Origin of the sequence: Virgibacillus halotolerans (assembly GCF_016908515.1) — a bacterium.
GTDB classification, from domain to species: Bacteria; Bacillota; Bacilli; order Bacillales; family Amphibacillaceae; genus Virgibacillus_M; species Virgibacillus_M halotolerans.
In genome coordinates this window covers 213603-240501 of sequence record NZ_JAFBEA010000001.1, presented here as the reverse complement: position 1 = coordinate 240501, position 26899 = coordinate 213603, and the positions used below count along the sequence as shown (strand labels likewise).

Sequence of the window (26899 nt, the reverse complement as noted above, 5' to 3'; positions counted from 1 at the left end):
TATTTCTGTATCTACAATGTCGGACTTGCTATAGTTATTGCCTTCGATGTCAATTCAATTACACCATCTAATATTGCTTCCCTTGCCTTTTCTTGATCCAGTTCGTCCAATCCTATTATTTTTCCTTTTGACTCTGAATCACTTCCACATCCACCTATGAGAATAAAGAGTGGTAACATACAAAGAAATAGCTTTTTCATTTTATAGAACTCCTTCAGTAATATGATTTATCATGGGAGGAAAGTATTCTACTTAGTTCCCATGATAATATTTTTAGCCCTATTTTACATTTCTGGATTTGGTAATTCAAAATGTGTTTCTTCATCCGTCGTGACTTCGTATTTCATAAGAAAAGTATCTGCTTCATCAATCCCGGCTAAAAATACAATTGGACCAGTTATCTCTTCACCAGGAGCAAGTTCTTCATCTCTCTCCGTGAAAAATTCATCCTCTGAAATGTGCCCTGCCTCTTCATCTATTTTAGAAAAATTAGCGGAAAACATTTCATTTGGAATATATGCTTCATCACTAATGTTCTTTATTGTAACGTCAATAGCTGCAAATCTATCAGTATCATCTGCTCCGGAAAGAAATTCATTTATTTTTACACCTTCAACTTCCTCAGTCAATTCAAAATCGTTTACAGTAACTTCATAATCAAAGTCATACATATCACTCGTTATAACAGCTGTCTCGCCTATTTGATAGACATCTTTCTTTTCAGTGTTTTTATCTCCCTCACTCTCTGCTTCTTCTGTTTGATCTGTTTTACTATCTGATGCACTAGTTTTATTATCTTCATCATTATTGCACCCAGCAATAAATACACCTGCCAATAAAATAATGAATAGTTTTTTCATTTATAATCTCCTCTCCGCTATTAAAAAATAGATAAATGAAAGTTCTTTACTTACTGTTGTTAAATTGAAAAGTCACTTGATCACTTGGCAACTTAAAGACAACTTGTATCTTTCGTTTCATGTTTTGTTTTCAACTGTTTTTTTAAGTTTATGCAAAATGCTGTATCATCAATGCACAATGATAATACAGCATAATTTTATATTAACTATTATTTTTTAAGCTTTTTAATTTCTTTCTCGAGTTTCTTCGTTTTGTCCTTTTTCTTATCTTTTTTCATTTTTTTATCGGCTTTAACCAATTCAATATCTTTTTCCAGGCTGGCAATTTGAATGTCTTTGTTTTTCAATTCTTTTCCAAGCTTCATTGATTCTTTCGTATTTTCTAGTTCAATATAACTTTTTGCTGCTAGAAGCTTTGCCCGCTTGTTATCAGCATTGGATTTATACTGTTCAATAACATCCTCATGTTCCTTGTTAATCCAGGCCTGTTCGATTTTGACTTCCGGTTCATTTGATTCGATATCCAGGATTGCATCATTTGCTTCTTTGCTATCTAATCCAACGAGGCCATCAACAGCATTGATTTTGTATGCATCGCTCATTTCTGCCAGCTTTATGTAACTCTCCACCGTATTTAATTCAATATATTGTTCAATTAAAGCTAGGTGCGCATTCTCATCAAGCTCGTCAGCTTTCTCAAATAAATTGATTGCTTCTTCTACATCACCAACAAGCGCTGAATGATATGCATTGATAATTGTTTCATTGTTATCCAGATCGGATTGCAGTGTTTTATTTTCATCTGTTAATATTTCCTGCTGTTTATTATTTTCCTGTTCTGCTGCAGTGGTTTCCTTCGTAAGCGGCATCACCTTAACTGCATAGAGCGCAAGCATTCCAATGATAAGTCCAATTAACAAACCCGTTAATAAGGTTGTTTTCTTTTTTGGTGCTTCTTTTTTAGGCTCAACTTGTTTCTGTTGTTTTCCTGGTTTTGGTTGCTTCCGTTCTACTTGTTTTTTCGGTTGTTTCATTTTTTCTTCTTTGCTTAGTATTTCCTGTTCATTTACTGGATTTTTCGGTTTTTGCACTGGTGGTTTTGATTTCGTATTCATAGACGTTTCAACGAGTTGAAGACTCTTTCTAATCTGTTCGATAGATGTAGCGGCTTGAATGTTTTTAACCATAGGTTCTGACGAGTCTACATGTTCTGAATCCTTAATTTCCCTATATTCATGGGATGTAAATAAATATAATATAATATCTTTAACTTCATGTATTAGCTGTACAGCATTCATTTCTTCCGGTGGTAATACAGAGCGAATCCCCCGGTGGGCGAATTTCACATCTCCATCGTTGTTGACATAGATATTGTCTGGATGAATCAATGTTGTATATTGTGTCCCAATCAACTGTTCAACAGATAGAAGATTCGTTGCTATTGTTTGCTTTAATGCTTTATCGGCATTATAAAATTTACTTATTTTTCGATATGGTTTATCACGTTTATAATAAATACGAATCAACGTTTCACCTACGTTATATTGCTGACAATCAAAAAAGGAACGATCACTTCGTTTCAATTCTTCTAATTGCTCTGTTTCCACTAAATTTGTTTCTGCTTTAGGTATTTCATAGATGATCTCATCATCTATTTCCTGTAAAGTTCCGTATTGCTCTTTATCCTGTTGTGACATTTTTTCTCCCCCTTGTTTAACCTATCAAGTTTAAGAAACGATCTTTCCAACTCCAATTAATTCTATTAAGAGCATGAGTAACCTCTTCAATCGATCCAAAGCGCTTTTCAATATCTGTTTCCGTCAATTTCATAATGATGTTATACAAAGAACGTGGTACAAAATCCTTTAATATCTTTTTATGATTTACGGTATAGATGTTCTGTCCTTTTGTGGCAATATAAAATAATGTTGCTCCAAAAGAAAACAAATCAGAACGGAGATCAAGTACGCCATTTTCAAATTGCTCAGGTGCAGCAAATCCAATGGTCCCCATCGCCTGAACAGGTCGAAATTCCTTTAGAAAGGTAGCAGTTCCAAAATCTATTAAATGAATCGTTTGATCTTTTGTGATTAATAGATTAGATGGTTTTAAATCACGCATCACTATTTTAGGAACGCTGGAATGCAGTACTTGAATCAGACTGGCGATTTGCTTTGCGATATGTACTATTTCATGCGTTGTAAAATACTTTTTTTCCTTTTCTATGACGTCAGCAATGTTCATTCCCTCTACTTTTTCAATAACAATTGCCTTATATTGTTCTTCAATGATCAATTTATCGTAAAGTTTCGGGATATTGGGATGATTTATTTTCGCCAATAGCTGTGATTCATTGTCAAGCTGACTTTTAAAAGTGGTGGTAGGCTGTTTAACGATCTTCAGAATAGCTGTCTGATTTCTCCTATCTACTACCTCATAGATATGTGACGTACCCCCTTCACACAAATGGTTAAGGATCGTATAATTATCATATTTTTCTTGTTCCTTTAACATTTCGATCCCTCACCTTTTTCAACTGAAATTAGCAATTAATATGGAAACATCATCATAGTGGTTCGCGGTTTTTGCCAATGCATAGAAATGATCAGCAATATCCTGCAAACTGGCTTGATGCGCCATTTTATATTTCCATTGTTCTTCCAGTACACCGTCTGTAAAAAGAGAATAAAGACCATCTGTGCAAAGTAAAAAGTGGTCATTTTCTGTTAGTTTTCCTGATGCAGTAAATGGTGCAACAGATCCCTTTATTCCAACACATTGGGTAAGTAAGTGTGCTTTACTGTGAGACACTGCTTCCTCCATTGTCATCAGGCCATTTTCAACTTGCATCGTAGCCCAGGAGTCGTCCTTAGTTAATTGAACAAAGGTTTTATTTTTATTTAAATCAATGGTTTCATCCATTGGTTTACTTTCATTGCCTCTTGAATCATTAAAACGGTAAATTCTTGAATCACCGACATGACAAATTAAATACTGATCTCCCACAACCATCAAGACACTCATTGTTGTTCCAATATTACTTTCTTCCAGTTTACCAACCTTAATCAGTCTTTCATTTATTTTTTGAAAGGCATCCTCCACATTGTTTTGACAGTCTTTAAAGAATGCAGATAAAGTTTCGTGCATACGGACCTTGCCTCTCCACCATTTCATCATAAAATTCACAGCATAAAAGCTGGCAACATCCCCAAAAGTATGTCCACCCATGCCATCTGCCATAATTAGTATATGTACATCGTCCGGTGTCTCTATCGTACTAGAGCTACATTCCATATAATCTTCGTTGAATTGTTTATCTGGACCGATTGTACTCACTTCTCCTACGTGGAGAGATTTCTTTATTTTCATGTTTAAGACACCCTGTACGTATAAATTGTTTTACCGATTTGAATCTTATCATCGTGCTTTAGTTCATGAATTTTATAAGGAATGATTTTCTCATCGTTGATAAATGTACCATTTTTAGATCCTAAATCTTTTATGCCATACATATCGGATAATTTAACCAACTCTATATGAAGACGGGAAATTCCAGTCCCAGCTTCTACAAAACTTGTCCCTTTATCAGCACGGCCAATAATAAAGTTGTCTTCATCCAGTTTAATTTCCTCTTCTTTTCCATTGCGGTCTACAATAAGGTAATTATCTACTTGTTGCGTTGGACCACTACCTAACAATTCCTCTTCATCCAACAGCATGGTTTGATCCCGCAATCCAGGAGAAGCCTGTACTTTTACAGGTTCATTTGTTATCTTCCGTTCATCAGTATGTAATGCAGATGCCGTTTCCACTTCCTGTAGATTAAGCTGCTCATCATGAACCCTATTTATATTTTGGCTGAATGCCTTCGTTGAAATATTTTCCCGTTGATCTGGAACAGTTACAGCAGTTTTATTCTTCAACGGTTTTACTTGTTTATTCGCTTTTTGGTTCACTTTCACTTCTTTTTCAGTGATGATCGGTTCCACACCCGGTCTCCATATAAATAGATAAGTAATAACTCCAGCAATAATAACAAGTGTTAACCCGGTTGAAACACCTAACATTAATTTCGATGATGATCCTTCTGACAGCTTCCAACTTACTGCAATTAATAAAACACCGATTAAAATGGTATAGATCTTATACTTGGACGCTAAAGGGGGGAATTTTTTCACCTTTTTTATTTTCGTAATTTGTTTCGTTTTCTGATCTGACTCCATATTTCCTTCATTCTCGTCTACATTTTCAGCTTTGGTAACTTGTAATTGCTGTAACAATTCCTTGAGCCCTTGCAGACTAAAGCCTGGATCTTTAATATAGCTTAAAATCATTTTAAATTGTGCACCATTAATACCTTGCACTTCTCCGGCCATATTCAGCAACAGTTTTTTTAGCTTTTCATATAATGGTGTCGTATCATTCATGTCTTTAATTGGTAAGTATGTTAAATAAACCTCATGGTAGCCCCTACCTATGTAAATAAAATCTTCATTTAGTAGATAATGATCATCGCTTAATAAGTTGTTTGTTGCATCCTGAAGTGCTTGAACAATATTAATAAATAATGCATAGAATTCCTGCATGGACATTGGACGTTCCTTGGCAATTGCACGCAGCATACGAAGTCCTTCAATGCGATAATAAATAGATATTTCTCCATTTACATCCTCAAAACTCATTGGAACCAATCGGGGTAGCCGATTTGATTGGATCATTTTTAATTGCAATTCTTGAAAATCCTCTAATTTAAAACCACGCTCACTTGTCTTACTTAGTTTCATATATGATCCATTTGACTGCACATAATCAACTTCATATTGATATATTTTTTCCGACATTGTTTTTCCTCCTTAAGCCATATATATATAATAAAATGATACCATTACACCCGGTATAACTGCATAAATAAATGGAAATCGATTCGATACTTTATTCTTAAATTCGTCTAGTGGTGTTAAAGTCCTATCTCGAATAGATTCCAGAATATGTAATATTGCCATCGTCATATTTACAAGAAATGTTTTCGTGAATAATAAAATAATGAGACCTATGATACCTGCAAATATTATTGAATACATAATTGCATATAACGTAAATAATACGCCGCAAATTGCACCAATAGCGGCAAATAACTTTACATCACCTGCTCCGATTGCTTTGAAAATATATAATAATAATAAAATGCCACCACCAATCAGTGTTCCTAGTACAGATTGAATAAATCCATCCAATTGATTTACAAAAAGGTGATAGATAATTCCTACCAATACCCCACTCACATTCAGCCAATTTGGTATCCGTTGTTCTTTAACATCGTAATAGAAAGCTACGATTAAAAATAATATTAAAATAATAAAATGCCCAGCCATTTTCTACCCTCCTCTCAAATGAACTATTAACTACCGGCCCATGCACGTTCAACAGCCTTTTTCTTTATCTTTATTTTCTTTTCGAAGAAGGGCATTACAAGATGAAGTTCATTTTGTACTTCGATCTTTACATCGATATCATTTGTATTTGGAAAATTAGAATCAATAATGCTAATCGTGTCCGGACTAAAAAATGTTGAATTACCGACTTTGTTTTTATATTTTTCTATTACAGCTTTTTTATAAGCGGACTCTGAAACATGGTTATTAATGAGCTCCCCTGTTGTGGGAATGGCATTTTTAATGCCTTCACTCGCTTTATCTAAAAAATAATCAGCAATTTCATTATTGCCTAGGTTTTTCTTTTGATCCTCCGCTATATCATCTATAAATCCTTCTGTGCCATCCATGATTGCTCCTTCAATAACAAGTGATAAAAAAGAATAATGTGCAACCGTTTGAGCTGTTTCACTAACAGCTTCTTTTAATGCCATTTCAGCAATAGATATTTTTACTAACGCTGTTAAAAATAAGAAAAACATTAATAATATAGGAATAATTAAAGCCGCTTCTACTGTAATACTACCATCCTCTTTTTTTAGCTTAATTAAAATCACCTACTTTCTATAAGTAAACAGCGTTTATAGGTATTAGGCTTGCTGTTACGCTTAGGGTGAGAAGCTATTTTATTAACTTCCCATCCTAAGAGCAACATGTGCCCTTAGGTATAGCTCAATATTTTATTTTTCTGGAACAGGTAGTTCAAATTTTACTTCTTCCTTTGTAGCTTCCGCTTCGTAAGTGAAATAAACGACATCATTTTCATAAAGTGAATCAGTCAAATAAACAACATTACCTGTAATTTCTTCACCCGGTTCAAGTTCTTCCTCTCTTTCAGTAAAGAATTCATCATAAGATGTCTCACTTATTAACTCTCCAATGAGTTGAGCAGAAATCTTATCGTTCGGTATAAAAGGCTTATCTCCCGTGTTTTTTAGTGTGACATTAACGACCACAAATACATCGTCATCAAAGGAGTCAAAATCATCCATTGAATACCCATCTACTTCATCAGTCGTTACCTCAAAATCATTTACTGTTATCTCGTAAGGAAATCCATAAGAACTACTGGTTGTTTTCGCAGTTTCTCCAATTTGATATACATCTTTCCTCCTCTCACTGTCATCATTGTCTGTACTTTCATCTTCAGTACCATTACCATCTGTTACTTGATCATTGTCTGTATCTGATTCGTTGGAAGTGTCATCGTTACTGCACCCAGCAATAAAAACACCCGCCAGTAAAATAATTAATAGTTTTTTCATTTTATATTCCTCCCTGATTAATACGAATATACCTTAGATTTTTTTATGGTATAGGTTTTGCCTGATAATTTTCCAGTATTATTGGGTAGAATCTTCGTTAATGCTGGAATAAAGAGTAAGTCAATATCTCCTTTTACTGTTCCTTCTATATAAGATGGGTTTTTATCTAATTCCACATCTGTGTCTAATGTAATTGCACCTTGTAGACGTCGTATTTTTTCATTGTTGTAATCTTCACCTTGAAATGATTTCATAATCATGAAAATACGCAAGAATAACGGCATTGACATATCAATTCTTCCCGAGATTTTTAGTGGTTTCCATTTATACTCATAATCACCTGTGGTCAATGATTTAAGCCCGATTAACGTATCACCAGCAGCCCTTACAACTGCTCGCAATATACCAAGAGGACCTGCAAATCCTCCTTCAAACAATATAAGATCAATCATTTTAAATACAAATAATACTAATGCAATATCCTTAACAAATGCTAGGTAGTTCGCACCGGCGGTATAATGACCATAAGTAATAAATTGTGCCTGCTTGGTATCGTACATAAATGAAGCTGCATCCGTTCTTGTTAATTCATACGGCTCACTTGTACCATAATTAGCCATAATATATTCATTTATATATAGTTCATTACGAACAGATTCTGGGAAATCAGAAACAAACTTTGTGAACTGACTAAATTGTTCAAAGGCATCCTTAATAAATTGGATTCTGCTTGGTTCTTCTTCATCCACGTCACCATTATCCACTACAGCGTCATAATTGGATACAATTTCTTCTAGTCTATTATATGTGTCTTGATCTTTCCCCATATTGTCGACGCCTTTAGTAAGGAACTCCCACAATTCCCCAATACCTTCATCCGCTTTATCTTCTTCTTCTTCTAGTTCCTCCCTTTCTGCTATCAAAGCCTTTGAATCTTCATAGACACTTAAATGATCTCTAATTGGATCAGCGTAATCTGTATTGTAGGTACTATTTCTGCTTTTTAATTCATTTTTTATATTTGTTGCATCATCCACATGTTCTTCAATGACCTTGTGAAAACCATCTACTAGATCATAAACTGTATATGAAGCGTAACTACCTGAGAGGGCTTCTTCCTCTGACATCCCTCCCTTGGTGTCAAACTGCTTATCCAATTCTTCAATATTAGTATAAATATCGTTGAAAAATTCATCGCGCATAACCATATTTTTCATTTTCTCTATTTCTTCTTTATCTTTATCATCAAGTTCAAAATCATCAAAGTTGATTTCTTCCATGATTTCTTCAATTTTATCATTATAGTCTTTTGCAGACGCTGGACCATAATTATCCGGAGAACCAGGGACAACAAAACCAAAAATCTCTTTATTTATTGTACCTTTTATGCTTTTAAACTTGTCAAATAAATCTAGATGATTACTTTTCAGACCTTTAAGCGCATTCTCATAGTTTTCAATTTCCTCTTCTATATCTTCCTCATCGTCTTCCTTATCTTCGTCATCATCACCTTCGTCTTCAGTTTCTTCATCGTCATCGTCATCCTCTTCCTCCAATTTCTCTTTCAACTCATGATAACGATCATTATAGAAAATTAACCCTTCCATCCAACGTACATCTTTTGGTATCTTTTCATCAAAAGCGTCTTTACTTTCTGGACCAACTATTCCTGATAGTTCACCTTCTTCACCCAACATATCCAAATATTTCTCTATTTCTTTTTTCGCTTTATCAATCTTTTTATTACGCTTTTCAGCAAGATCAAATAACTCTTCGTATGACTCCGCTAAATTTTCAACCTTTTTTCCATCGTCTTCAGAAAAGTCTCCTAGCCCCGAATTCACCAATTCAAATAGTTGCTCTCCTATTTGTGCAGGTGCCTGATATTTCATGCTTTCTAGTATTTGGTGGCGCATTACATCGTAATCAACTAAGTTACGATCTGTCTCAAACGTTGCAGTCGCAGTATCTATACCAGGATTTGATAAGTTTAAGGCTCCATCCAAATCACCAGCATCATAAAATTGTTCATCTAAATATTTTTGAAAATCGCCATTTGCTTTGGATTGATCACCACTGTAACTAAATAACCCTACAGCAGCTAATTTTTCATTATAATCTGCCATCGTAGATCGAAGTGAGGTATCAATAGCATTCTCAATCTGCCGCTCAGCTGAAATAATTCGCATCGTATCAATGAATAAAGCGTTAAGTAAAAATATGGGAAGTATGATCAGTATCGCATAAATAGATACTGATCCTTTTTCCTTAAATAAAAATTTTTTTATTATGTTTTTCACCGTCTCACCTCCAAACCGGAAAATATATCTCATTGACATGATTTCGCTTATATTAAATCCCTGAGAACCAAGGCAGATACCTTAATCCAAATCACTTTCTTCTAGTTCCCATCTTGCAGCTTGGATAATTTGATCTTGTTTCGTACCGATCTCGAAATAATATTTGCCGTCTTTACTTTCATTTTTATCCATTCCAAATACTACGTCTCCTGTCACTGATTCTCCCGGATCTATCTCACCCTCTAACAGGTCCACATTGATTTCATCTATATCGAATAGTACGTCGTTAATGGTTGTCGAATAAACCTCCGTTGAGCCACTAAAAGAGGGGGAGAAAATACTTTTTGCATTAAAGCTATGGTCATCAATATTTTCCACAGTTAAATTAGCAACTGCATATGCATCAGAATTGGATATCGATGGATCAATACCAATATCACCGTCTTTGTCAATTGAGTTTATCGTAACTTTATATTGATCATCCGCATCCTCGACATAGCCACTTTCCTCCATCGTTAGTCCATCTTGATGGCCTGTAGGTATATCATTTTCTTGTTCATTGTCTCCCTCTTCAGCGTCTTCTTTTTGCTCCCCGCCTAAGTTTTCACTTTCATCTTCCTGCACATTATTAGTCTCTTGGTTATTGCTCTTTGACTCATCACCCTTCTTATCAGAACAACCAGTAATAAAAATTATACTTACCAAAAGTAGACATACAAGTTTCATCAATCGATTCATTAATTTACATTCCTTTTTAGTAGTTTTGTTTTACTCCATAAATTCTTTTACAGAATCTACAAGGTCAGAAGCCGCATCCCCAAGCCCACTGGCTTCCCAGACATATTTAGAAAAGTTAAATGTTCTAATAAGCTCTGGTGAATCCGTAACAACCCGACTAGATGTTGCTGTTAATTCATCACTATTAAGCCCCATTATTTTTTTTAGATATGGCGGTAGAAATAAATTAGAAGTTGCTTTTACTTGTACCTCGCTGTATATTAGGTTATTTTTATAATCAATTTCTACCTTCAATGGGCTATTATATTTAACTCCAGCTTTTGTTATTTTTTTATTTAATGGACCATCATCTGATGAAAAGAGTCCACCCAATCCAAATATTTGCAGGATATCATTATCAAAAAGACGCCAATATAAGCCGTCGGCCCCGTCATCTTCCAGTCCTGGATAAAATTGCTTATCAAATTCTCCTGTTTCCAAATCTTTATTAGAGTTGTTCCACGAATAAGCAACTTGAGACGCCGCTTTTTCAGCGACATAATGTGCTGTCCCCATTTGGAATATGATAATACAGAGAAACACGCCCATTAACGTGAATAAAAAAACTGCAGGTAACACGAGTGTAGCTTCAAATGTGAAACTACCTCGGTTATCCTTTATGAAGGATTTCATCATATCCTCCTTCCCGTTTTCCTTTTACATAAGTAATTCAACCTATCGTTAGCTTCTTTCTACAATTCTAACTCATCTTCTACCTTGTCGAAGAGTTGTTCAACCCATGATTTAAGTCTGTCTTTAAACAAAAATGCGACGACAATAAGTACAGATAAAATAAGTAACATCTCCACTGTTTCTAGTCCTTCTTCATCATTCCAAAAAATTTTAATTGCGTTCATTTAAAATCTCTCCCTTTTTTTAAAATACTGCTATCGCAGGATATATAACAATAAGAAGAACTGCTCCAAAGATAAATATTATCGGAAACACTAATTTGGAAGACGCTTCCTCCCCTTTTATTCTGGTTACAGTTTTTCGTTTGTCCCATAATGATACGGATAATTCCTTCAATGATTCTACTAATAATGCCCCACCTTTGCGATAATTCATCATAATAGTTGTTGTGAAAATCGACACTTCCTGAATACCGCAACGATAGTTTAAATCCTTCATAACATTTGGAAATGATGAATTTGCAGACAATTTATTTACGGACTCATTCAATTCATAGTACAAAGGAGAATCATATATATCTTTTTGTTTCTGTTCTACACACTTTTTAATGGCGCCTTGCGCTGTTTCCCCAGCATTGACTAGTAAGATGACTTTATTTACAAATTCAGGTAACTCTATAATGATGGAATCTTTTCTTTTTTTCACTTTTGTATCTAGATCTTTTACTAAAAAGAAACTTACAATAACAATCAAGAATAAACCCACTAATAAATTTTTATATGGTTGGTTATCGATGATTACAATAGCACAGGTAAAAAAAGCAAATAAGGTGTTAAATGTAATAATTTTCGCTAAATAAACCTTTGTGTGATCTCCTGACAATTTACTCCCCTTTAGTATAATCATTTTTTGATGAATGGAACTAATTACTTTAGGCATACGTTTATATAAATTCAATTTATCAATGAGTGAAAATGCAAAAGGTGCCATGATGGGTAAAGTAATATCCTCTTTATACTTTTTTATAAACTGTTCATATACTTTTTTATTTTTTAGTATAGAAAATAAAATAACTAGAATTGAAACAACAAGTATTACTTTTAAAATCATTTTTATCACCCCCTTCATTAAAGTTGTCTAATTATACCTCTATATTCATTATTTTTTGGCTAATCAACATACTCACAAGTATGCAAACAAGTGCTACGGTCATTACTAATGGACCAGGAGTACCAAATTGGTAAAGCGGCTCAACAAATTCTGGTGATGACGTTTTTAAAAAGAATATAATACCTAATGGCGCAACAGCCATTATTTTCGATTCGAACTTTTTCTGGGAAACCAATACTTTGATATCCTGTTGAATTTCTATTTTATCTGTAATGATATCTGCAGTTCGTTTAATAACCTCTACTAGATCACCACCGGTGCGTTTACATGTAATAAAAACATTGGAAAAGTTCTTTATATCTTCTACATCTGATCTCTTCGCTAAATCATCAATTGCCCGTTCTATAATCTCTCCATTTTCCACTCGCCTGTTAATTAAATTAAATTCTTTGACAATATATGTATCTTCATCTGGATATAGCAATTTTAAGTCTTTAAGTGCATCTCGAAATGCATTTTCTATCGATTGGCCGGCAGCTAAGGATGACGCTAAGGAAGAAATAGCTTCTTTAAATTGCAACGAGAGCTCATCCTGACGCTTTATCTTTAAATCTTTGCGTTTAAACTTCGGATAGAACATGCCGAAGCATGCTCCAATCAGTGATAGAATTAAATTATTATAAAAAAGGTATCCAACTCCAAAAATGACTGCCCCTGCTAAGATGGAATATTTCACACGTTCTTTTAATGATAGATGGTAAGTGCCGTAATCTATTAGCGTTTCACCGCCAATGGTTCTTCTTTTAATTGCTTTAATATATTGAGAGCGACGTTCCTCTTCTTTCATTTGATGATCCTTTATCTCTTTGCTTGCAGCTCTGGCTTTCTTCACCCTTCTAAAAATCATAAACCCTATAATTAATATAATTAAAATGATACCTATTATTTGGTCTATTTCCATCTTTTGTCGCCTCCTTTCTGATACCGTTTGTACCGACCATTCATGAAAATTGTTCAATCACATCATATTTACCAGCCAATTTAAGCTTACTTTTGGCTTGCAAGACATTATGTGTCTTTTTTAAACTCCCTATTATTTTTCCTTGATCATCTTCTCCTTCTTCCTCAAAAATGTATAAAGGATTAAGTTGAATTTCTCCATCTTCTACGTCCAATACTTCTGTTATTTCCACAACTCTACGGGAGTGGTCCCTTAGTCTGGATAAATGTATCATTATGTCTATTGCTGAACTTATTTGTTTTCTTATGACATCAATTGGCAGTTCTGCCCCACTAAGCACCATTGTTTCAAGACGGCTTAACATATCATAAACAGTGTTGGCGTGCCCAGTTGAAAGCGAACCATCATGTCCCGTATTCATTGCCTGTAACATATCCAAAGCTTCCGCACCCCTGACCTCTCCAACGATGATTCTATTTGGTCTCATACGGAGTGAAGCTTTAATTAAATCCTTAATTGATATTTCTCCTTTACCTTCCGTGTTCGCATTTCTCGTTTCTAAGCTGACAAGGTTAGGTGTTTTAAAGATTTGTAATTCAGCAGAGTCCTCTATCGAAATTAACCGTTCCTCTTTTGGTATAAAATTTGATAAGACATTTAGAAAGGTTGTCTTACCAGAACCTGTTCCACCACCGATAAATATATTATATTGGGCCTCTACCAGGTGTCTTAAGGTTTCAGCAACATGCTCATCCAGTGCACCAAATCCAATCAAATCTTCGATCATTAATGGCTTTTCCGGGAATTTACGAATTGTCATCGCTGGTCCTTTCAAAGCAATGGGTGGCAATACAACATTGACCCGCGAACCATCTTCTAACCGTGCATCCACAATCGGACTAGATTCGTTTACAACCCGATTCACCTTCGATACAATCGCCTGAATGGTATCTTCTAGTTTTTGTTCGCTTTCAAACTTCACATCCGTATTAAAAACTTCCCCGTCCTGTTCTATAAAAATTTGATCATAGCTATTAATCATAATCTCTGTTACAGATGGATCGTCCAGGATTGGCTGTAGGACACCCAATCCCCGAAAGGCATGGTACATTCTATCAACAATCTTTTTGATCATCGCAGAAGTCAGTTTGTGTTCCCTTGCAAATTCAATTACCGTTTCTTCCACATAATCCATTAATTCCTCATTGGTTGTGGAGTGCATAAAATCTAACGTATCTCGCAATTTCTCAATTAGAAATTTCGTAATCTCATCTTCTGTTTGCGGGACTTCTTTTACTTTTTCTTGTTTTCTTTTATTATCTGCTTTCGTAGCCAAAAGAAGCCACCTCCGCTTCTGCCTCGATGCCCGATTTTAAATGCTTGGCAAGCATTTTCCCAAGTTCATTGTCTTCAAGTAACTTTGTCCCTTCACTCATTTCCAACCAGTTTTGTTTAAATGCTATCCGATCTTCGATGCTGAAATTATAATTATCGGCTCCTTCGAACATGTTTTGACCCACTTTGTTTAGCATAAAATGTATTTTGGATCGGTCAATATTACTTCCTAGCAGGTTATTATCTAGAATGTTTTGCGAACGGGAAAAACTAGCTTCATCTGAATTCAATATCCAAAATACTTCATCACTTGTTTCCATTGCTGCGCTATTTCGCTTATGTAGACTACTCTCCAGATCAATCAGTATAAAGTCATAATTTTGTGTATCTCTTAAAGAAGTGATCAATCCATTTACTTGTTCTGATGTTAATGTCTGCATTTCCTCCGGTTCAGCAGGCAAAGAAAAGTAATCTATATTCGTAAATGCGTCTTTCGATTTCAAAGATTCAATTTTCGACAGGAGTCGCTCGTTATTATTTTTTAAATAATAAAACACTTCGGTTGAAGACTCCTTCTCCTCTTTAAAATAAAGATTGGTCGTATGTAACTGTTCAAAATTAAGATAAAATACCTTCTTTCCTTGTTGCGCTAAATATTTAGCCAAGCAAAGGGACAGTATCGTTTTTCCAGCAGCACCACTACCGCTGTAAAAACTAATTACATTTTCTTTCTTGTTTTTATCAAAAACAGTGGATAACTTTTCATTTGTCTCGTAATAAATGGATAAAATTTGTGATAAAAATTGAGTTAAAGGTTGAAATTTAAATATAGCCTTTTCTTTATCATCTTCAGCAAGCGGTATTTCTGATAATTGAACAACCTTTTCAAATGTTATTACATCATCCGGTTTCAATTTAAAATCAGTGATTAATACATGCTGTTTTTGATTCCGAGTGTTTTTCCGAAATACTTCGATATCCGTATAAATTTTAGCTGAGAATTTTTCACTATTATCCGGATTAATCATATAATTGGAAAAATATGCGGCGTAATCATTGTCCCTCGTTAATAAAGTAAGTTTAACTTTGTTCATAGCAATCACCTTTTCCAAGTTAGTTTATCTTTTTGGCTAAACAACTTTCAAATCGTAACTATTAATGAATGTCAGATCGATATGTTTATATAAAATAAGAATACTTTTTCTTATCTAATGACAAAACAAAAATAAATAAGTTTAAGATACTATTATAAATATTTTTTCTTGTAATAAACCTGTGATTTATCTTACTATATTTCCATCATAAAGATAAGGGAAAATCGCGAAAACAGTTAAATGTACCTATGACTACAGATTCACGCAATAACGTGTTATTATCTGGCAATTTACTTTCCCTCTTAATTTGTATATGGAAGTGTAAGTCTTTGCTTTTCGCCCAAGATAACACCTGAAAATAGCGAATTAATCATACTTACTTTTTGATAACAGCTTACTTTCACGATAAAATGAAAATAAGTGTGAAATATTTATTTGGAAAATAAAGGTATTAAGTAGGTCTTTTAGCACATATGTTATTAGGCATAAAGTCTGTGTTTTATCCCGTTTATTTTTCGAAAATTAAATTTTACTGTAATATTTTTTGAAGCTATTGTAACCAGAAAGCATTATCATCGTTATACTATTCTTCACTTTGTTTTGCTTTAATTTTGTAATGAAAGTGAGATAAAATAATGTGCTTAACTATAAATACCCATAAAGAATATTTATAAACAGTCTTTAGTTGCATTACTAATTCAAATCTTTATGGTACGATGGAAAGTGCGTTTTAAATTTCAAAAAATTTGATGAAGGAGGAGAAGAAAAACGATGACAGACGAGGAGAGAAGGGAAAGAAAACCACAAACTAAATTAATTCTCTTAATAACTACGATTGTCATAATCATTATTGTAGCTGGCACTGTTTTTTATGTTGTCGGCAAGGCAAAGTTTACGCCTGCCAAAAAAATAACTGCTTTTGAAGACGCTGTAACTAACAAGGATACGAAGGAACTAAAGGATTTATTACATCCATATAAAGATTCTTTTGAAATCACGGAAGATAATACAGCTACATTGATCGGTTACCTAAATGATCATCCCGACGCATTGAAGCAAATTAAAAATAGACTCAATGAACAGGTCGAGTCACTGCAATCCTCTAAAGATAGCGGATCTTCCGATGACCTCTTTGGAACAATTAATCTCTCTCAGGCGGGGAAGAGATGGCTCCTATTTGATGATTTTCATTTTGAAGTAGTACCTGCGATGATCCAAGTAAATACAAAAAATCCAGATGTTGACTTGCTAATCAATGATGATAAAGTAGCAACTACTTCCAAAGCGTACGAGGAATCATCATTCGGTCCTTTTATGCCAGGTGCATACAAGGTCAAAGCAGCTTTTGATAATACATATGCTAGCGTGGCTGATGAAGAAGAGATTGAACTCTTTAACAACGAACAGCAAACAGTCTCACATTCATTTGAATTGCCATTAGAAGAAATTGAAATTAAATCTAGATATGATGAGTTTAATCTTTACGTTAATGATAAAAAGACAGATATTAAAGTTGATGGCGGTAAACAATCCATTGGCACATTTCCATTTGACGGGTCTGTAGAATTAGATATTAGAAAGGAATACCCCTGGGGAGAGGTAAAAAGTGATAAGGAGACAGTTGATGAAAACTATATCAATTTTAATTCTATAAACGTATTATCCGAGGAAGATGAGGTAGCATTGATGGAGCAAATAAATGATACCGTAAATCAATATAACGAAGCATTAACCAAAAACGACACTTCCCTTATCAAGGATGGTGTTACAGATAATATGAAGAAAAATTTCAAAAAAGAAATCAAGGAAATAAAAAAGAAACGCCCTAATTATAAAAGTAACCTTGTACGTGCTACCTATAGAATGGATGAAAAACACCCAGATTATAACGAAAATCTAGATGGATACACAATAACATTTAAAGCACTTTACACCACGCATGTGCCATCTGGTAAAGGCTTTTTTGGATGGCAATCCAGAGACGAGGATAAAAAAGAATATACGAGTGCCAGTAATGTAATTGTTCTCTACGATGAGGACGAGAAGGAATGGAAGATAGATGAAATGGAAGATGACTATTTTATAATCACGAGTAATGAGGAAAAAGTATTTGAATATGCTAAAGACAAAAAGAAGGAAGAGAAAAAATAAAAGCAGCGGGCATAGCCCCTGCTTGGGCTTGTCAAATAAACTGTGTAAGTTAAATACTTATTCAATGTATTCTAAAGCCCTCTCTTTTAAATTTTCATGGAGAAGTAGCAGGTTCATAACCATTGCCCAGTTTTGAATATGGCCACCTTCCCATTTTGTTTCGAGTTCTTTTACTCGTAAATATAATACTTTTAATAAAGCATTCTCGTTGGGGAATGCTCCTTTTTTGGTTACTTTTCTAAAACTGGAATGGATGCTTTCTACCGCATTGGTTGTGTACATAATCTTGCGAATGGCGCTGCCATAATCGTATAATTGCTCGACATGACTAAAGTTCCTTACCCATACATCAATGGCTCCTGGATAGGCAGCCCATTGTTGTTGAAAGGATTCAAAGGCACTTACTTAGGCAAGCCTTCAGACTTGGTGCTCCATATACCTTCTTTAAGGCCTTGGTGAATGTTTTATAATCCTTGCTTGGAATATATTTGACGGAGTTACGAATCAAATGAACCATACATCTTTGAACGATCACGTCAGGGAAAATAGCACGTGCTCCTTCTTCCAAACCACTCACACCATCCATGGATATAAAGAAGATATCTTCGACGCCTCTTGCCTTGATCTCATCGAAAATCTGCATCCATTTATGCTTGCTTTCTGTTTCATTTAACCATAATCCAAGTATTTCTTTATTACCTTCTATTGTGTATCCAAGAATCGTATAGACCGCATATTTTTTCGCCTCATACTGATTGCGAATGGTTGTATACATGCAGTCTACGAAAACAAATGCATAACAGTTACTTAACGGTCTGGTCTGCCATTCTTCCAGTTCAGGAAGCACTTGATCTGTAATATCGGATACCATTTTATGGGATACCGAAAAACCGTAAATGTCTTCAATAGTCGATGAAATATCACGTTGCGACATCCCACGGGCATACATGGAGATCACTTTACTCTCAATCGCAGAAACGTCTTTTTTACGCTTCGGAATCAATTCCGAATTAAAGGATCCATCACGATCTCGTGGCATCTTAATGTCCACTTTACCTGAAGTCGTTTTTATAGCTTTCTTTCCATATCCATTGCGTCTGTTTTCTGTTTCTTTTTCCCCTTTATCATTAGATTCATAGCCCAGATGGTGACTCATTTCACCTTTTAACATCGCTTCAAACATAGGACCAAATATATCCTTCAAGGCGTCCTGCATGTCTTCAACAGATTCAGGTTGATAATCTTCAATAATCTTATTCGCTAATTCAACTGATTTTGGATCCCGCTTTAACTTAGCCATAGAATAACCTCCCGTTTGAATTATTTTTATTCTAACAATAAAAAACTGAACTGCGAAGTAAGAGCCGTACGCTCTCTCACTTACACAGTTCAGTTTACACTCCCCCCTGCTTTTATTTTTTACTATTCAACTTTAACAATTTTTACTTGAATGTCTCCGCCTGGTGTTGCTACGGAAACTTCTGCACCTTTTTCCAGGCCGATTAAGCTTTTAGCCATTGGGGAGTCATTCGAAATCTTTCCTTCAAATGGATCCGCTTCTGCACTTCCTACAATCATGTATGTCTCTTCTTCGCCATTAGGCAACTCCTGAAACGTGACTGACTTACCTAAGCTAACGATATCAGGATTCTCATTATCATTTTCAATGATGACAGCATTACGAATCATTTTCTCTACTTGAGCAATTCTTGATTCTACAAATGCTTGTTCATCTTTTGCTGCATCATACTCAGAGTTCTCAGATAGGTCTCCGAAATCTCTTGCTACTTTTATTCGTTCAACTACTTCTTTTCTTCGATCCGTTTTTAAGAAATTTAATTCTTCCTCTAATTTTTCTTTCCCCTCTTGTGTCATGTAATAACTTTTCTCTATTGCCATTTAAAACACTCCTTTTTCACTTATACATATAAAATGAGCGATGGAAAATAATTCGCTCTAATTACTATGATGTTTATATACTATTCATTACTATGGCAGACTTTATTTAAATTTTCAATCCTTTTCTTGTAATTGTTTTGCTTTATTTTCAGACAAAATATGCGCTATCTTGGTTGCCATAATATCAATTGCTACATGATTTTTGCCGCCTTCTGGAATAATGATATCTGCATAGCGCTTGGTTGGTTCAACGAATTGCAGGTGCATTGGACGAACATTGTTGATATATTGGTCAATAACGGAATCCAAAGTCCTTCCCCGTTCCTTAATATCTCTTAATAAACGGCGGATAATGCGTACATCTGCATCCGTATCCACAAACACTTTAATATCCATCAAATCGACCAGTCTTGGATCCTCTAATATAAGAATCCCTTCCAGAATGATAACCTCTTTTGGTTCTACAGGAATGATTTCTTCTGAACGTGTATGAATTTTGTAATCGTAGACTGGTTTTTCAATTGAATGATTATTCATTAGCTCTTGTATATGATTGATTAATAAATCATTGTCAAATGCTAATGGATGATCATAATTTGTATTTAGCCGCTCTTCTAAAGGAAGATGACTTTGATCTTTATAGTAATAATCCTGTTCAATGACAAGGATCGTTTTATCGGAAAAGCGTTGGCATATGGAACGGGTGACGGAAGTTTTACCGCTGCCACTACCACCTGCTACACCAATCACGACTGGTTTATCCTGCATGCTAGTCATACTCCTCTCAATTACCTTTTAAGACTTATCGCAACACCATCACCGATCGGTACAATGGTTGTGATGAAATCAGGGTGTGTGGTGAGAAATTCGTTATAAGCAATTAATTTCTCAACCATTTTCTTATATTTCTTTGGTGTCGTATCTGGGTTAGCTACATACCCTCTGAACAATACATTATCAGAAATAATGAGTCCATTCTTTGTTAACAATTGGTGTGCAAGTTCAAAGAAATATTTATACTGACCTTTGGCTGCATCAATGAAAATAAGGTCAAATTTTTCCTTATCGGTTATCAGTTCATTCATTATATCCTTTGCATCACCATACATGAGATTAATTTGCTCCTGTTTCTCTGCATGCTTAATGTTCGTTACAGCCTGCTGATAGCGCTGTTCATCTCTTTCTATTGTAACGATCGTTGTATCCGGATGTGCTTCCAGCATTCTTAATGCAGAATAACCAATTGCTGTGCCAATTTCCAGAATGCGTTGTGGTTGTTTTAATTTCACCTGCAACATCATAAAATGCATGCTGACAGGCTCCATTATTGGCACGTGATCGATTGCTGCCTGCTGCTCAAGCTCACTAACCCAATTGTTTTGCACTGGCAAGCTGTGTCTTAAATAATCTGTGAGCGATTCTTCCATATCATTCCCTCTTTTATCAAAAACTTGACGGATAGAACTTTCCTACCCGTATAAAAACAGGAAATGTGAATACTATATTCACACTTCCACTTCTACTTTATATACTTTTTCTTATATTTTAGATGTTCTTCATGGGTTTCAGAAAAATAGATGTTCCCTTTGTCATCGTGTAGGAAATAAATATAATCCGAATCTTCCGGATGAAGCACTGCATCCAACGAGGATACTGCAAAATTGGATATCGGTCCAACAGGCAATGTATCGACTTGGTACGTATTATACGGGGAGTCCGTTTTCAGATCTTTCGATAGGACCTTTCCCTTATGCTCTCCTAATGCGTATAGCACCGTGGGATCTGTCTGTAATTTCATTCCTTCATCTAAACGATTATAAAAGACGCCAGCAATTTGCTCTCGTTGATCTTTTGTACCGGACTCTTTCTCTACCAAAGAAGCTAAGGTGACTATTTCATGAATTGAATAATCATTTTCCTCGATATCCTCTGTATAATCGGATAGAACTTCTTCCGTTTTGTCCATCATTTCCATGACAACGGATTTCACAGATGGTTCTTCTTCATAAAAGTTATAGGTTGCTGCAAATAAATAACCTTCTAATGGGGTTCGGATGTCTTTATCCAGTATATCCTTCGTTAATATCTTAGGATACTCTTCCATTAATTCCTTAATATAATCAGGATCATTTACTTGTTTCAAAAATTCTTTCTTACTGAAAGGAAGCTCTTTTGCGTATATCTCTGCTATTTCATCGATTGATTTTCCTTCAGGTATTGTAACTTTATATACAGGCTTTGCGACCACTTTCCCACTCTTTAATGATTGAATGAATTCATTCAGTGTCATGGATGGTTTAAACGTGTATTCTCCTGCCTGGAAGTTTGATTCATTTTTAAACTTTGTATAGAAACGAAATACACGGGCATCTTTGATCAACCCATTTTCTTCTAAAAGCTTAGCAATGGTCGAGGAAGAGGAACCGATTGGTATATCAACTGTTATTTCTTCCGTACTATTTGGATCTACAGGATTCAAGGCGGATTTAATGTACGTGTAACCAAATATACAACCTATCAATAAGATAACAACTAAGGATAAAATAATAATAGCAACTATTTTACGAACCTTCTTGGCTTCTTCGCTTCGAGCGTTGAGGTTGTCCCTGTAAGTTTCTTTCTTTTTCTTCTTGGACATAAAGTCTCCCCCTCTCGTCCGGTATATTATACTAAAAAAGTAAAATATTATCCATGTTTTTCAATAATAATCGATAATTCGTCATGATTCATAAGGAAAAGCGCAAGCGTCTTCACCATTTCCGACAAGTTTAAACAAGATACCCATCATGGTCTTAAGACCTCCAGGATGTATGTATAAAACTGGACATGCTTATTTTGTAGTCCTAATAATTACAATCAAACTATTGTAGTTTGATTACCCCAAAGGAAAAGCTGATGTCTGTAGAGACATCAGCTAACCTAACTATACATGCTTGCAGTTCTATGATTCTTCTTCCTCATCTGCAAGTGTATGAAGCATTTCTTCAACCATTTCCCATTCTTCATCTGTATCGATTGGGAAAAGGGCCAAGTCATCTTCTTTCCCTTTTTCCTCATAACGGAAAGCGTAAACTTCCACTTCTTCGTCATCTGTCTGTTCAGCTGGTACCACTGCGAGATACGATTGATTGGTCTCATCTACATCAAATGTAAACAAGACTTCGAATAAATTTTCCTCCCCGTGTTCATCCGGGATAATGATACGTTCTTTTTCTTCTAATGCCATGCTTTCACCTCTTCTATTTTTGATCTAAGTAACCTTGCAATATCATGACAGCTGCCATTTTATCAATTACTTTTTTCCGTTTCTTCCTACTCATATCCGCTTCGAGCAACACGCGTTCCGCTGCAACGGTTGTAAGCCGTTCATCCCATAATGCTGTTGGGATATCGTGGATCGCTTCGATATGTGCTGCATATCTTTGTGAAGCTTCTCCACGTTCACCAATCGTTCCATTCATATTTTTAGGTAGGCCAATAACAGCTTTCCCAATTTCATGCTCCGCTATAATTTCTTTTAATGCTGCATCTGCAGAGTCAATCGTCAATTCATTCCAATTAATTGTTGTTAATCCTTGTGCAGTCCAACCAAATGCATCACTTACTGCAACACCGATCGTTTTGGATCCAACATCTAAACCTATAATTTTCATTTAATTTTCCTTTTGCTGTTCTAAATAAAATTTGACCAATTCTTCAATCACTTCGTCCCGCTCTATTTTACGAATGAGATTACGGGCATCTTTATATCTCGGGATATATGCAGGATCACCGGATAACAAATAGCCGACAATTTGGTTGATCGGGTTATATCCTTTTTCCTTTAATGCACCGTGTACCGTAAAGAGAATCTCTTTAATATCCTGATCAAATGGCTCGTCTGAAAAGTTAAATTTCATCGTTTTATCTATTGAACTCATAGGGACACCTCGTTCTTAGAATAACTGTCCATCCAACCCGATTTACCGGACGAATGGCCAATTTTTCTTATACTTTAAAACTAGAAATGTTTTTCTTACACGCAATTTTCACCTTTATACAACATTCTAACATGATTACAACTTTTATTATATCTTTTTCCCTTAATAAGATACAAGTAACTTAGTTTTCTACATTTGTTTCTATATACTGTTTCGCCAAAAGCAGTGCATCGGCGATTTTCGCGGGATCTTTTCCACCGGCCTGTGCCATGTCAGGGCGTCCGCCACCGCCACCGCCACATGCTTGAGCAGCTTGTTTAATTAAATGACCCGCATGTAATCCGCGCGCATTTAAATCTTTCGAAACACCAGCAGCCAGTTGTACCTTTTGATTATTTTCCGCAGCGAGTAAAATAACACCTGTACCTAACTTCTGCTTTAACTCATCCACCATGTTCCTAAGTTGGTTCATATCTTTTACGTTTACTTTTTGTGCGAGTAATGGAATACCATCTACTGTCTCAACTTGCTCTAATATAGATGAAGCTTCCAAGTGGGATAATTTTGCATTTAATGATTCATTTTCTTTTTGTAGTGCTTTGATATCCGCAAACAATCCATCGATTCGCTCCGGAACCTTCTCTTCGCCGGTTTTCATTAGCTTTGCAGCTTCATGCAGAATATGCAATTTTCCATTTAAAAATTCATAGGCGTGCTTACTCGTAACTGCTTCTATTCTACGCGTTCCGGCACCAATGCCGCTTTCAGAAACAAGTTTAAACAGTCCGATTTCAGAAGTGTTCCGTACATGACAGCCACCACACAATTCGATACTGTAATCACCCACCTGTACTACACGGACAATATCGCCATACTTTTCCCCAAATAGCGCCATTGCCCCCATTTCTTTCGCTTCGGCAATTTTCTTATTGTTGATTACGAGTGGTAGGGCCTCCCACACCTTTTCATTGACGATTTGTTCAATGGCTTTTAACTCGTCATCCTTCACCGCGCTAAAATGGGAGAAATCGAATCGCAATCGATCCGGTGTAACCAGGGATCCGGCCTGATTAACATGCGTGCCGAGGACATCTTTAAGTGCCTGGTGCAATAAATGGGTTGCTGTATGGTTTTTAATAACAGCTGTTCGGAATGCTTTATCGACACTTGCTTTTACTTGGTCACCAGTGCTAAATTTTCCTTCCTTTACTGTTACACGATGCATGTGTTGTCCTTTTGGCGACTTTTGCACATCTTCCACGTATGCTGATGCATGGTCTGTATAAATCCAGCCATGATCTGCGACCTGTCCACCACTTTCTGCGTAGAACGGTGTCTCTGTTAAAAAGAGATAGACCTCACTTCCTGCTTCTACGGTTTCAACCATTTCCTCTCCGTCAAGCATGGCAGCAATGTTCGTAGCAACGGTTAATTGATCGTAGCCTACAAAAGCACTTTCTACGTTTATTTCACCAAGAATATGGTTCTGTACCTTCATCGAATCTACTTTTTGCCTTGCATTTCTTGCACGCTCCCGTTGTTTCTCCATTTCTGCTGTGAATCCTGCTTCATCAATAGTAAATCCTTGCTGTTGCACATATTCCTCTGTTAATTCTTTCGGGAATCCATATGTGTCATATAAACGAAATACTTCTACACCAGGAAATAGTGTACTACCTTTTTTCTTTTCTTTTTCCATGATCGTCGTTAAAATTTCTAGCCCATCATTTAAAGTTTCATGGAATCGAATTTCTTCTGTTTTCACGATGTTTTTAATGAAATCTTGCTGCTTCAATACTTCCGGATAATGATCCTTCATGATATCACCCACCGTATCAACAAGCTCATACATAAACGGTTTTTCAATCCCGATTTCCTTAGCAAATCGGATCGCTCTTCTTAATAATCTGCGCAGAACATAGCCTCGCCCTTCATTGGATGGTACAGCACCATCACCAATCGCAAAACTGACGGTACGAATATGGTCGGCAATTACCTTGAATGCTGTATCGCCTTCCTTACTTTTACCATAGGCTGTATTTGCCAATGCTTCCGTCTTTTGAATAATAGGCATAAATAAATCCGTTTCGAAGTTGGTTGGTACGTCCTGAATGACAGAAATCATCCGTTCCAGTCCCATTCCTGTATCAATATTCTTTTTCGGAAGGGGTGTGTACGTGTCGTCCGGATTATGGTTGAACTGGGAAAATACCAGGTTCCAGATTTCCAGATAACGATCATTTTCTCCACCCGGATATAGTTCGGGATCATTCGGATCATTTCCATAAGATTCTCCACGATCATAGAAGATTTCTGTATTTGGACCGCTTGGACCTTCCCCAATATCCCAAAAGTTTTCTTCTAAACGAATAATTCTTTCCTTTGGAAGTTGAATATCATTTAACCAAAGGTCGTATGCTTCATCGTCTTCCGGGTGTACAGTTACAGCCAATCGATCCGGATCAAAGCCAATCCATTTTTCGCTTGTCAAGAATTCCCATGCCCAGGCGATAGCTTCTTTTTTAAAATAATCGCCAATCGAAAAGTTGCCCAGCATTTCAAAAAAAGTATGATGGCGTGCTGTATAACCTACATTTTCAATATCATTCGTACGAATCGCCTTTTGTGCGTTGACCAGTCGGGGATTGTCGGGTACGATACTCCCATCAAAATATTTCTTCATTGTAGCTACCCCACTGTTGATCCATAATAATGTCGGGTCTTCCTTGGGAACCAGCGATGCACTTGGTTCCTCGCGATGTCCTTTTTCTTTAAAAAAGTCTACAAACAACTGTCGCACTTGTGCGGATGTTAACTTTTTCATATTACTTTCCTCCTTCAAATAAGAAAAGCGTAAGTGCCCGTTTAGCAACGTACAAACTGGAACTCTCCGCAATGAGATAAAGGAAACATGGTGAGGTAAGAGCCGATGTTGACTTATCGTAGTGGAGGAGTGTGAAGTTTGCTAGTTGCTGGGCGCTGGGGCTGGACATGGCCTGCCTAGTCACAACATTACTTACGCCTCAAATTTTATACTTTCTTTACTAATAAAAAAATCCCATCAGCTGCTGAAACGCAGGGACAAGATTATATCGCGGTACCACCCTATTTATGAACAAATTACCATGAATGTTCATCACTTGGTCATGTTAACGGTGTGAA

General features: G+C 35.8%; 26 protein-coding genes, 1 pseudogene and 1 other annotated feature (1 of these 28 running past the window's edge). Of the genes and pseudogenes, 1 reads left to right on the top strand and 26 read right to left on the bottom strand.

Features of this window, described 5'->3' with window-relative positions; all coding sequences use genetic code 11:
• Window positions 1-11 precede the first annotated feature (11 nt).
• The 17 genes from JOC34_RS01200 to JOC34_RS01120 all read right to left on the bottom strand — a co-directional run bounded on the left by JOC34_RS01200 (window position 12) and on the right by JOC34_RS01120 (window position 15767).
• Entirely contained in the window at window positions 12-200 is a 189-nt protein-coding gene (locus JOC34_RS01200) for a hypothetical protein (RefSeq protein WP_205134883.1), read from the bottom strand.
• An 84-nt stretch (window positions 201-284) separates the two neighbouring features.
• Complete coding sequence (locus JOC34_RS01195) at window positions 285-860, bottom strand: DUF4352 domain-containing protein (RefSeq protein WP_205134882.1); 576 nt, start codon at window positions 858-860, stop codon at window positions 285-287.
• A gap of 209 nt (window positions 861-1069) precedes the next feature.
• Entirely contained in the window at window positions 1070-2557 is a 1488-nt protein-coding gene (locus tag JOC34_RS01190) for a type VII secretion protein EssB/YukC (protein WP_205134881.1), read from the bottom strand.
• Between the two features lie 16 nt (window positions 2558-2573).
• Window positions 2574-3374, bottom strand: coding sequence for a serine/threonine-protein kinase (locus JOC34_RS01185; RefSeq protein ID WP_205134880.1), 801 nt, complete (start codon window positions 3372-3374; stop codon window positions 2574-2576).
• A gap of 18 nt (window positions 3375-3392) precedes the next feature.
• Window positions 3393-4229 carry a PP2C family protein-serine/threonine phosphatase gene (locus JOC34_RS01180; RefSeq protein WP_205134879.1) on the bottom strand — a complete coding sequence of 279 codons (837 nt, stop codon included), beginning with the start codon at window positions 4227-4229 and terminating at the stop codon, window positions 3393-3395.
• A gap of 2 nt (window positions 4230-4231) precedes the next feature.
• Complete coding sequence (locus tag JOC34_RS01175; protein WP_205134878.1) at window positions 4232-5701, bottom strand: DUF6382 domain-containing protein; 1470 nt, start codon at window positions 5699-5701, stop codon at window positions 4232-4234.
• A 12-nt stretch (window positions 5702-5713) separates the two neighbouring features.
• Entirely contained in the window at window positions 5714-6232 is a 519-nt protein-coding gene (locus JOC34_RS01170; protein WP_205134877.1) for an A24 family peptidase, read from the bottom strand.
• Between the two features lie 26 nt (window positions 6233-6258).
• On the bottom strand, window positions 6259-6849 hold the full coding sequence (locus JOC34_RS01165) for a TadE/TadG family type IV pilus assembly protein (RefSeq protein WP_205134876.1): 591 nt from the start codon (window positions 6847-6849) through the stop codon (window positions 6259-6261).
• A 123-nt stretch (window positions 6850-6972) separates the two neighbouring features.
• Entirely contained in the window at window positions 6973-7557 is a 585-nt protein-coding gene (locus JOC34_RS01160) for a DUF4352 domain-containing protein (protein WP_205134875.1), read from the bottom strand.
• Between the two features lie 17 nt (window positions 7558-7574).
• Window positions 7575-9857: a hypothetical protein gene (locus tag JOC34_RS01155; protein WP_205134874.1), complete on the bottom strand. Its 2283-nt coding sequence runs from the start codon at window positions 9855-9857 to the stop codon at window positions 7575-7577.
• An 81-nt stretch (window positions 9858-9938) separates the two neighbouring features.
• Window positions 9939-10595 (bottom strand): DUF4352 domain-containing protein, encoded by a 657-nt coding sequence (locus JOC34_RS01150; protein WP_205134873.1) that lies wholly within the window; start codon window positions 10593-10595, stop codon window positions 9939-9941.
• Between the two features lie 30 nt (window positions 10596-10625).
• Window positions 10626-11267, bottom strand: coding sequence for a TadE/TadG family type IV pilus assembly protein (locus tag JOC34_RS01145; RefSeq protein ID WP_205134872.1), 642 nt, complete (start codon window positions 11265-11267; stop codon window positions 10626-10628).
• Window positions 11268-11326: 59 nt separating this feature from the next.
• Window positions 11327-11491, bottom strand: coding sequence for a Flp1 family type IVb pilin (locus tag JOC34_RS01140; protein WP_205134871.1), 165 nt, complete (start codon window positions 11489-11491; stop codon window positions 11327-11329).
• A 19-nt stretch (window positions 11492-11510) separates the two neighbouring features.
• Window positions 11511-12377 (bottom strand): type II secretion system F family protein, encoded by an 867-nt coding sequence (locus JOC34_RS01135; protein WP_205134870.1) that lies wholly within the window; start codon window positions 12375-12377, stop codon window positions 11511-11513.
• Window positions 12378-12408: 31 nt separating this feature from the next.
• On the bottom strand, window positions 12409-13338 hold the full coding sequence (locus JOC34_RS01130) for a type II secretion system F family protein (RefSeq protein ID WP_205134869.1): 930 nt from the start codon (window positions 13336-13338) through the stop codon (window positions 12409-12411).
• A gap of 40 nt (window positions 13339-13378) precedes the next feature.
• The gene (locus tag JOC34_RS01125) at window positions 13379-14560 is read right to left on the bottom strand and encodes a TadA family conjugal transfer-associated ATPase (RefSeq protein ID WP_205135898.1); all 1182 of its coding nucleotides are present in this window, start codon (window positions 14558-14560) and stop codon (window positions 13379-13381) included.
• Window positions 14561-14654: 94 nt separating this feature from the next.
• Window positions 14655-15767 (bottom strand): AAA family ATPase, encoded by a 1113-nt coding sequence (locus JOC34_RS01120; RefSeq protein ID WP_205134868.1) that lies wholly within the window; start codon window positions 15765-15767, stop codon window positions 14655-14657.
• 771 nt (window positions 15768-16538) lie between these two features.
• On the opposite strand from JOC34_RS01120, the gene JOC34_RS01115 reads away from it, so the two are divergent.
• Complete coding sequence (locus JOC34_RS01115; RefSeq protein ID WP_205134867.1) at window positions 16539-17918, top strand: zinc ribbon domain-containing protein; 1380 nt, start codon at window positions 16539-16541, stop codon at window positions 17916-17918.
• A 57-nt stretch (window positions 17919-17975) separates the two neighbouring features.
• On the opposite strand, the pseudogene JOC34_RS01110 reads toward JOC34_RS01115, so the two are convergent.
• From JOC34_RS01110 to alaS, 9 genes and pseudogenes are all read right to left on the bottom strand, one after another.
• A pseudogene (locus JOC34_RS01110) lies at window positions 17976-19218 on the bottom strand (IS256 family transposase).
• Window positions 19219-19340: 122 nt separating this feature from the next.
• A complete protein-coding gene (gene greA, locus JOC34_RS01105) occupies window positions 19341-19817 on the bottom strand; it encodes a transcription elongation factor GreA (protein WP_205134866.1) in 477 nt (158 codons plus the stop codon).
• Window positions 19818-19931: 114 nt separating this feature from the next.
• The gene (gene udk / locus JOC34_RS01100; RefSeq protein ID WP_205134865.1) at window positions 19932-20585 is read right to left on the bottom strand and encodes a uridine kinase; all 654 of its coding nucleotides are present in this window, start codon (window positions 20583-20585) and stop codon (window positions 19932-19934) included.
• 20 nt (window positions 20586-20605) lie between these two features.
• Entirely contained in the window at window positions 20606-21244 is a 639-nt protein-coding gene (locus JOC34_RS01095) for an O-methyltransferase (RefSeq protein WP_205134864.1), read from the bottom strand.
• Between the two features lie 92 nt (window positions 21245-21336).
• A complete protein-coding gene (mltG, locus tag JOC34_RS01090) occupies window positions 21337-22455 on the bottom strand; it encodes an endolytic transglycosylase MltG (RefSeq protein WP_205134863.1) in 1119 nt (372 codons plus the stop codon).
• Window positions 22456-22758: 303 nt separating this feature from the next.
• Window positions 22759-23043 (bottom strand): DUF1292 domain-containing protein, encoded by a 285-nt coding sequence (locus JOC34_RS01085; protein WP_205134862.1) that lies wholly within the window; start codon window positions 23041-23043, stop codon window positions 22759-22761.
• Window positions 23044-23056: 13 nt separating this feature from the next.
• Entirely contained in the window at window positions 23057-23470 is a 414-nt protein-coding gene (ruvX, locus tag JOC34_RS01080; protein WP_205134861.1) for a Holliday junction resolvase RuvX, read from the bottom strand.
• The gene (locus JOC34_RS01075; RefSeq protein ID WP_205134860.1) at window positions 23471-23737 is read right to left on the bottom strand and encodes an IreB family regulatory phosphoprotein; all 267 of its coding nucleotides are present in this window, start codon (window positions 23735-23737) and stop codon (window positions 23471-23473) included.
• Window positions 23738-23918: 181 nt separating this feature from the next.
• Window positions 23919-26561 carry an alanine--tRNA ligase gene (alaS, locus tag JOC34_RS01070; RefSeq protein ID WP_205134859.1) on the bottom strand — a complete coding sequence of 881 codons (2643 nt, stop codon included), beginning with the start codon at window positions 26559-26561 and terminating at the stop codon, window positions 23919-23921.
• 250 nt (window positions 26562-26811) lie between these two features.
• Window positions 26812-26899, bottom strand: a binding site (T-box leader) (it continues 128 nt past the right edge of the window).